This window comes from Cobetia sp. (assembly GCF_983723665.1).
This window is the reverse complement of record NZ_CFDJES010000109.1, coordinates 1-1,969: the sequence shown is the minus strand read 5'-3', so window position 1 is coordinate 1,969 and position 1,969 is coordinate 1. Positions and strand designations below refer to the sequence as shown.

Sequence of the window (1,969 nt, the reverse complement as noted above, 5' to 3'; positions counted from 1 at the left end):
ACCCGCTATCGCTTCGAATGCGGACTGCGCGCCAGTGTTCTGCTGGGTTTCGTCGGCTTGCCCACGCTGGGCTTCTATCTGGAAAGCGCCTTTCGCGAGGGCCGTTACGCCGAGGCGGGCGCTCTGCTGTGGATCTTCTATCTGCTGATCGCCACGCTCCCATGGTGGGGGCACCGTCGGGTATTGCCGGTACTGGCCATCGCCAGCCTGTGGTGGCTGGGGCCATGGCCCGATGTCAGCCCGACCCTGCTGTGGCGCTTCATCAGTCATGACATCTGGCCGGCGCCGCTGGTCAATGCATCATTCGAGTCACTGACCTCGGGCGAGCTCGCGACAGGCCTGCTGCAGTGGGCAAGCCACCTGCCCGATCTGCTGCCCGCCATCGGTAATACCTTGCTGCTCGGCCTGCTGGGCACCGCCGGTAGTCTGCTGATCGCCATGCTGCTGTGGCCGCTGGCCAGCCGTCATGTGGGCAATCGTCTCTCGCAACACTCGACCAACGGCCTGCTGATCTTCCTGCGTACCACGCCGGAGCTGATTCTGGCCTTCATCCTGCTGTTGCTGTTGGGGCCCTCGCTGCTGCCCGCCTGGCTGGCGCTGGCGCTGCACAACGGCGCGATCATCGCCTTCCTGTGTGCTCATCATGCCAACCAGATTCAGCTGCCGCCCAGTCGCCCGCAGGGCAAGTTCGAATGCTGGCTCTATGAGCTCAACCCGCGTGTCGCCCCCGGCATGTTCGCATTGCTGCTCTACCGCGCCGAGACCATCATTCGCGAGACGGCCATTCTCGGCATGCTGGGGGTGGTGACGCTGGGCTTCCATATCGACTCGAGCTTCGAATACCTGATGTTTGATCAGGCATTTGCCTTGCTGGTGCTCACCGCCATACTCAATATCGGCGTTGACAGCCTCGCGCGGCGCCTGCGCCCCAGCGGCGAGATCTCTGAAGACAGCTGCGTGCGCTGACTCCTGAGCCGCCTACGCAGGAGTAAGCGCTGACTTCATGACGCCCCGACTCCCCTTTGAGCGAGCCTTCCCATGCCTCAATCGTCACCCGCAGATGCCGCCAGCACGGCAAGCGCCAAGCGTGAAGCACAGCGCATCACCTTGATCGGCGCGGCGCTGGATGGCGTGCTGGGTGTCGCGAAGCTCGTCATCGGCAAACTGGTCGGATCACAGGCACTGATCGCCGATGGCATCCATTCCCTGTCAGACCTCGTAACAGACGCCTTCGTGTTGGTGGCGACTCACTACGGCCGCCAGGCACCGGATCGCTCACATCCGTGGGGGCATGAGCGCATCGAGACGCTCGGCACTCTGGTGCTCGGCAGCCTGCTGCTGGCCGTGGCGGGCGCCATTGGCTGGGAAGGCATTCTGCGCAGCTGGGAGCTAATGTTCGGCTCACTGACCATTCCGCTGCCCGGCGCGCTGGGCATCGGCATCGCGATCATCTCGCTGCTCGGCAAGGAAGGTATCTTTCGCGCCACGCTCAAGATCGCGCGCAAGCAGAAATCCAAGCTGCTGGAGGCCAATGCTTGGCACTCGCGCAGCGATGCACTCTCCACCGTAGCGGTGCTGATAGGTCTGATCGGTACCCAGCTGGGGGCCAGCTGGCTGGATGGCATCGCGGCGGTCGTCGTTGGCGTCATGGTAGGCAAGATCGGCGCCTCATTGGCCTGGGAGGCCTCGCGCGAACTGATCGACACCGCCCTGCCACGCGAACAACAACACGCCATGCGTGAGTGCTTGCTGTCACTGCCGGAGGTGCGTGGCGCGCATGACCTGCGCAGCCGCACGCTGGCCGGCCGTATCGTGCTGGAAGTCCACCTGCTGGTCGCGCCACGCATCAGCGTCTCGGAAGGCCATGCCATCGGTCATCATGCAGTGGCTCGCCTCAAGGCCGAATTCCCCCAGCTCAGTGATGTGCTCTATCACATCGATCCTGAAGACGACTCGCATCTCGGCCAGG

General features: G+C 63.8%; 1 protein-coding gene and 1 pseudogene. Both read left to right on the top strand.

Annotation, left to right across the window (positions count from 1 at the left end):
- A pseudogene (locus AC4FAH_RS10965) lies at positions 1–966 on the top strand (PhnE/PtxC family ABC transporter permease); the annotation flags it as partial.
- Positions 967–1,038: 72 nt separating this feature from the next.
- Positions 1,039–1,969: cation diffusion facilitator family transporter (locus AC4FAH_RS10960; RefSeq protein ID WP_490246029.1), on the top strand; the 931-nt coding region annotated here is incomplete at its 3' end.